This window comes from Paenibacillus sp. LHD-38 (assembly GCF_031157315.1).
Lineage (GTDB): Bacteria > Bacillota > Bacilli > Paenibacillales > Paenibacillaceae > Pristimantibacillus.
This window is the reverse complement of record NZ_JAVIFU010000103.1, coordinates 1-6396: the sequence shown is the minus strand read 5'-3', so window position 1 is coordinate 6396 and position 6396 is coordinate 1. Positions and strand designations below refer to the sequence as shown.

The 6396-nt window shown below is 43.2% G+C and carries 6 protein-coding genes; all 6 read left to right on the top strand.

The window, feature by feature from the left end; genetic code table 11:
* Positions 1-278: spore germination protein (locus tag RCO25_RS34135; protein WP_309000494.1), on the top strand; the 278-nt coding region annotated here is incomplete at its 5' end.
* A gap of 8 nt (positions 279-286) precedes the next feature.
* The gene (locus RCO25_RS34130) at positions 287-1453 is read left to right on the top strand and encodes a Ger(x)C family spore germination protein (RefSeq protein ID WP_309000493.1); all 1167 of its coding nucleotides are present in this window, start codon (positions 287-289) and stop codon (positions 1451-1453) included.
* Positions 1454-1541: 88 nt separating this feature from the next.
* On the top strand, positions 1542-2648 hold the full coding sequence (locus RCO25_RS34125) for a GerAB/ArcD/ProY family transporter (protein WP_309000492.1): 1107 nt from the start codon (positions 1542-1544) through the stop codon (positions 2646-2648).
* Positions 2649-2781: 133 nt separating this feature from the next.
* Complete coding sequence (locus RCO25_RS34120) at positions 2782-3378, top strand: hypothetical protein (RefSeq protein ID WP_309000491.1); 597 nt, start codon at positions 2782-2784, stop codon at positions 3376-3378.
* Between the two features lie 445 nt (positions 3379-3823).
* Complete coding sequence (locus RCO25_RS34115; protein WP_309000490.1) at positions 3824-4138, top strand: hypothetical protein; 315 nt, start codon at positions 3824-3826, stop codon at positions 4136-4138.
* A gap of 79 nt (positions 4139-4217) precedes the next feature.
* A complete protein-coding gene (locus RCO25_RS34110) occupies positions 4218-5012 on the top strand; it encodes a hypothetical protein (protein ID WP_309000489.1) in 795 nt (264 codons plus the stop codon).
* Positions 5013-6396: the final 1384 nt, after the last annotated feature.

The window sequence follows — 6396 nt, the reverse complement described above, 5'->3', positions numbered from 1 at the left end:
TTCCGCAGTATAACGCGGCCATTTCACTTCGACTCTTACGGTTTCCGCTAATGGTCATTGCCGCTCTTCTGGGCGGATTCGGGCTCCTGTTCGGCTTGCTCTTCATCCTGCTGCACCTGATTACCTTGCGCTCACTCGGTCAGCCTTATTTTGCCCCAATTGCTCCGCTTAGGCCGCGGCAGCTGCTTGATGTGCTGATTCGCGCACCTATGAAGCACCTCTTGCGCTCGCCGCGCAACCGGCATATGCATATGTCTATAAAACGAAAGAAAGGATGACTATGGCGATGAGAAAGCTGCATCTGAAGCTGCTTTTGATTGCTCTGGTTCTCCTATCTTTAACGGGATGTTGGAGCAAAATGGAGCTTCCCGAAAGAAGCTTCATTATGTCTTTGGGAATTGACGAAGGCAGGAATGGCAATATTCGACTGACGGCTCAGTTATATAAACCGAACCCTGGACTAAAAGGAAGGGGTGGGGCCGATACGTTCGTCAACGTGCAATCCGAGGACGAATCGATGTTCGAGACCGTGCGCGACCTGTCTCTCCATATGGGGCGCAAAGTCCACTGGAGCCATATGCGTATTATTGTTATTGGGGAAGCGTTCGCAAAGAAAAGAGGGCTCGAAGAAATTCTCGATTTCTTTTATCGCAATTCGGAGATCCGCCTTACTTCTTATGTTCATATTGCCAAAGGAAAGGCTAGTACTTATATGAGTACGAAGCCGCTGATCGAGAATACGCTCGGCCAGCAGTTGCTGACCATTCAAGAAGTAGCTTACAAATATTCCGGAAAGACGGCAAATGTGACCCTGCATGATCTGGGTTTTCAGCTGAAGGGGCAAGTCGATGATGCGATGATTCCTTACCTCTACCGAAGTAAGAAAATAACAGAAACAACTCCGGTAGCGGGGGCCGCCCTTCTCAAAAGAGGGAGAATGATTGGGAAGCTGTCTTCAAAGGATATGGAAAGCGTCTTGATGCTGAATGATGAGTATGTACGAGGGGTTATCGAAGTCCCCTGCTTAAACCAACCGAATGGAAAATCGAAAAAGAAAGAAACGATTCAAGTTATTTCAACGAGCACCCAGCTTTCTCCTGAGATCAAGAAGAGATCTGTTACAGTGAAAGCGTCCGTAACGATCGAAGGTACCGTTACCGAGCTCAAGTGTTCCCAAATAACGACGAGCGAAGAAGAAATGAAATTCATCAATCGAGTCAAAGAAGTCGTCGAGCAAGATATGCAGAAAGCTTATAAGGAGCTGAAGCGGAAAAAAGTCGATGTCATTAACCTCGGCAATCTGATATACCGCAGACACCCCGCGTTATGGAAAAGCATAAAGGAAGACTGGCACGAGATTTTTGCGAAGAGTCAATTAGAGATCCATACAGATGTGAAAATTATCAATACCGGTACAACCGTAGGCAAATCGGTTTTGTCTGAAGAAAAATAGGAGGGAAACCCATGCTGGAGAAATTAACCGTTCTGTTGCTATCCGATACGGCGGAACAGACCTTCGGCTATTTTAAGGAGGGAATATCTTGAAAAATCGCGAATCCATCACTGAGGGACAAATGTCCCTCCTATTTTTCACGTTCATGACAGGGTCGGCCATTATCAATATTCCGGCACCGCTAATCGCTTTCGCCAAAAACGATGCGTGGCTGTCACTGATTATTTCATGCACGATTGGCGGGCTGCTGCTAAGCTGTATCCTTTATCTGAATAAGGAATACCCCGGCTTAACCTTTATTGAATACAGCCGCAAAACGGTCGGTACGTGGATCACCTACCTCCTATCAATTCCTTTCGTGTCCTTTCTGGTCCATGCGTGTGCTGCTATCGTGATCGACGTCGACTTGTTTATGACCAGCTCCTTAATGGACGAAACGCCTATGTATATCTTTTCTTTTATTGTGGTGTTAGCTGCCGCAATTACTGCGCAGGCCGGTATCGAGGCCATGGCCAGAATGTTCATGATCCTCATCACGGTCATGCTTTGTTTCGTTGCCCTAATCTTCTTATTAGCAATTGCCGACTATCGTCCGGAACAACTGTTGCCCATAATGCCGCAAGGAATCAAACCTGTGCTGCATGGCGCGTATTTTACTTACGGGTTCCCTTATGGAGAGGTGGTCGTGTTTGTCATGCTGCTGTCGTCTGTCCGTAAGACAAACAGCAAAGACCTAAACAGATCTATGTATAGGGCGCTTATCATAAACGGTGTCATTTTAATTACATCTGCCGTATGCACGATTATGATGTTCGGCCCTATGGCAGGGGAAAGAAAATACTCCCTGTATCAGTTTGCGCGCATGATCCAGGCTGTCGACATCATTGAAAGAATCGAATCCATCATCGCAATGGCCTTAATCGCAGGATCCTACATGAAAGCCACGATTACCTTGTATGCGCTGACGTTAGCTATATCTCAACTGCTGCGTTTGCGCGATTACCGGATCCTCATATTTCCTACTGCTTTGATCATTGTGCTGCTCACCCTCTTGTTATCCGAAGGCATGACTAAATGGGAAGAAACAGTAGCGTCCATACACCCGCTTTATGTGTCGATATCGTATGTGTTTCCTTTGCTTGTTCTTACGCTAGTCACTTGGATTAAATCCAAAGGAAAGCAATCCAGCGAATAAGGGTCACTGTACCATTCCGGGAAAATGGTTTCTTCTATTAAGGACAACAAGACCCTCGGCACAGTCTTGAGTAAGCCAGCAAACTGCATGAAAATCCTGAGTATGTAAAGGTTATCCATAGAGGTGATCATGTATGAATATGAAAAAGTTGGTTATTTTTCTACTGATGTTTGCTGGAATATTTTCCTCGCTACCATTTGCAATGGCTAATGACGATTCAGATGCTTCAGTAAAATTTGTTCAAGCAATTGTTAGAAAGGAAAATGCACTAGCACAAAAGTACCTTGCGAATGGAGTCACAATCCCAGAGATTAGAGAAAATTCCCCAATAAAGAGATATCAATTGGTCACATCTCCAACTGAAAATATAAAAGTCTTTTTGGGGCATTTTTGGGATGAAGTGTTGGGTAGTGAAAGACTCGCTTTTATTTGGGAATTGACTTTTAGAGACAATAAAATCACTCAAATAAGAACTATATTTGATGGTGCAAACCCGTTAATGGACGAAGTAAGACTCGTCAAGGATTACCAAAATAAATATAAAAGACGAGTATTAATACCAACAGAGTTCCCGTTTAAAGTAACACACTTTGATGGCCAAATAGAGAGTGAAGAAGAGCGATTAGTACTGAAATATCGTTCCGAGTCTTTAAATGGATTTCTTAAAGTCGAGATAGTTCCTGTCAGTGTAGAGTTGGGTAAATATAAAGGAGCACATGATCAGGTATGAGTTGAGATTTCAAAATTCTGGTATACAATATACTGTGATTATTGGAAACAAGAAATTCCTAAAGAAGAAGTTTACAAAGGATGAGTTGATTAAAATTGTAGAATCAATGAAGTGAAGGTCAAGAAATAAAGGGAAATATCATTAAGCAAAGGGTAACGATAGTTAAACAAACATGGAGCAGTTTGCTGCGGTAACTGTTCCATTTCCTTGTTAAGCTAACTGGCAGAATATCGTAATGATTTTCCTCATTTATGGGAAACTAACCTAAAAACGATGAGGTAAAATAATTCACTTTCATTAGGCAACATTGAACCAACACCGACAAGAGACAGGGTTGAAGCAATTATGCATTTTAAAGTTTCGTCTGTTCTCGATGGGTACGGAACGAAGAAAAAGCCTTTTAATGATGAATCATTAAATCCTATCCCTAATGCGCGTCTATGTAGTGACTGTGATTACCGTAGCAGATGGGTTTAATGAATTTATTAAGTTTAATGTCCCAGTAAACGAGCATGGAGATGGCACGGGTAAGGCAGTAGTTGTTCTTAGACCGGTTAAACCTGATGCTCGAAATGAACCTTCATTCAATACTGAGTTTCATCGTTTTACGGTATTTGATATGTTGGATTACTATGCAAAGCAAGTTGGACTTGTAAAACAACAACAGATCCAGGGAGCAGAAGGCTTTGGTAAGGTTGATATGCCATGGAGTGCAACAATGAGCAGATTTGCCATTGCAGCTGCTCCTTCTTTTTATTAAGCTAACGGCAGTTTTCTCCAAGGCTTATATTGGAGACACTGATATAAGAGCGAGACATGTCCCAAATAAGGAGGACAGCATGGACGAGTTTGAAAAAATGATGGCGGAATTCGATGAATGGGCAGAGGATGCAAAAGTGCAGTTAGAGGCATCGGGTCGAATTGATTCGTCAAAACTCAATGCCTTTGTAAGCATTATTGAGGAGTTAGTCCAAATCAAACACGAATACGCCGACAGACTGACGCAATTGCGCACGTCTGCGGAAGAGAAAATAGTAAGACATGCGTATTCTAAAGGCGGAATCGTGATCTACCGCGGGTTTTACTGTCCCAGCCCCGTTTTGGATTTAGTCGTTGGCGGTATGAAACGAGGCAGGCTGTTCAAAAAGAAGATTCCCAAATTGGGTGAATACTCATACGAATATGGGTTTGATCAGGACGAGAAGATGCTCCGAGTGAAGCGAGCTAACGAGTTTGAGGGTGAAATACCAGAAAATATTTTTGATGAAGAATATTTGATCTATGTCGGAAATGTAGAGTACGGTCTGCAATTTAATTATTTAGGCGGGCTGGACGCGGTGTCCAGATGTACGTATGAAAACGGGAAATTGATGAAGTATGAACAATGTTACTGCGGGATGGAGGAGTTTGCGGACCTTCATTACGAGGAGTACAGGTATGAGGACGATCTGCTTTCAGAAGTGGATTTCTTCGGTAACATTACACCGAGATTAGGGTTATACGAAGAGAACAGGCTACATGTAGAATACGATGATGACGGCAATATCGTTCGGATCATCATCAGTGAGATGGTTGATGGCGAATTCAAGAAAACGTTTGTTACCCATGTAAAACCGCCCAAAAAAAGCGATTGAACTAAACATTCCTGTATAGCCTAAGAAATGGGCTTTGTCAAAAAAGGAGCGTCTCGGTATGATGGGTTTGTCCACGGGTTTGAAACCCAACACCATCAAGGAGGCGCTCTTATTATGAAGTTTAAGCAATCTGGCGAGGAATGGGCGTATCGATGAACATGCCAACGGCTCCGGTTCAGCTCGATGCTAATTAGGGCTGGGTGAAAGCCGTTCAGGAGATGCTGCTTCGTATCGCTGAACCTCGTCAAGCTGCTGGCTGCGCTGCCTGATTGGGTGCGCACATACACGGTATCCGGTGAGGAGGTTCAGCCTTCACCGCTCGGGTCTTCGTACTGTACGCTGCGGATGAAGAGTGGAATGCCTCCGGTTATCATCAAGGCTGAACCTTTCTAGCTTAGGTTAAGATCAGGAGTTAACGGGTTGGCGCCTGCCAATTAAACAAGACCAGCCTTCTTCCCTATGGAGAGAAGAAGGCTGGTCTATCGCATATTTAACCTGTTACATTCCCGTCCTCATTAACATCCCCGTTAACTAGCGTCACTTCTATTTGGAAAATCACCTTACCCTCCCTGCTGAAAGGATTAACCAATGATGCTTGAATGATAGCGTTGCCGCTTTCTGCTTTATTCGGAATAGACACGGTTCCGTTCGGTTTTGCTCGGATTAGCAGATAAGTACCCGCTTAGCAGGGTATTGCGTAAAATACCTGGGAAAACTAAATTTAAAAGTTTTCCTAAAAAGGGGAAGGTATTGTGGGGACATTATCCTTATTTGCAGGAATTATTTGTATGGTCATTTCATTGTTAATTTACATACCCGATTTAAAGAAAGCTAGTTCTGTTAAGGAAAGGTGGATGGCGGTTTTAGATTTTATCTTAGACCCTTTTACAGGCTTAACAGCTTTATTTTACTTTGGGGCTTTACTAATGTTGTACGGATTGTGTGTACTAACGGGTGTATTTTAGAAGCTATTATGATTGAACTAACGGGTACGATAGTTGAACACCAAAAGGGCTGCCGAGTGGTAGCCTTCGTAACGCTAACGGGCAGATTACATCAACGGCTATTGTTCAGATTAATACGGGTATAATGAGAAATAAACCAAAATGTTAAGTTGAATATCAATGCCAAGGGCAGGAGGGGATTGTTATACAGTTTACTTATCTTCGAAGTATCGGTTCAATAACTATTGTTCTCGGACTGTTGTATTTTCCGCCGATATTACAATATTTTTTCAGTTTAGAGTCAGCACCACTGGGGGGTATTGTAATGCCCCCCATTGTCAAGACACGAATTTTTGAGGGATAAGTTATGTCCTCCTTCTCGTGTCATTAAGCATTTTAGGATGCGATTTGGTCTATCGAGTGAGCATAGAATTGATCTG

Coding starts and splice junctions, on each gene's coding strand:
- RCO25_RS34130 (WP_309000493.1), top strand. CDS start 287: ATGAGAAAGCTGCATCTGAAGCTGCTTTTGATTGCTCTGGTTCTCCTA.
- RCO25_RS34110 (WP_309000489.1), top strand. CDS start 4,218: ATGGACGAGTTTGAAAAAATGATGGCGGAATTCGATGAATGGGCAGAG.
- RCO25_RS34120 (WP_309000491.1), top strand. CDS start 2,782: ATGAATATGAAAAAGTTGGTTATTTTTCTACTGATGTTTGCTGGAATA.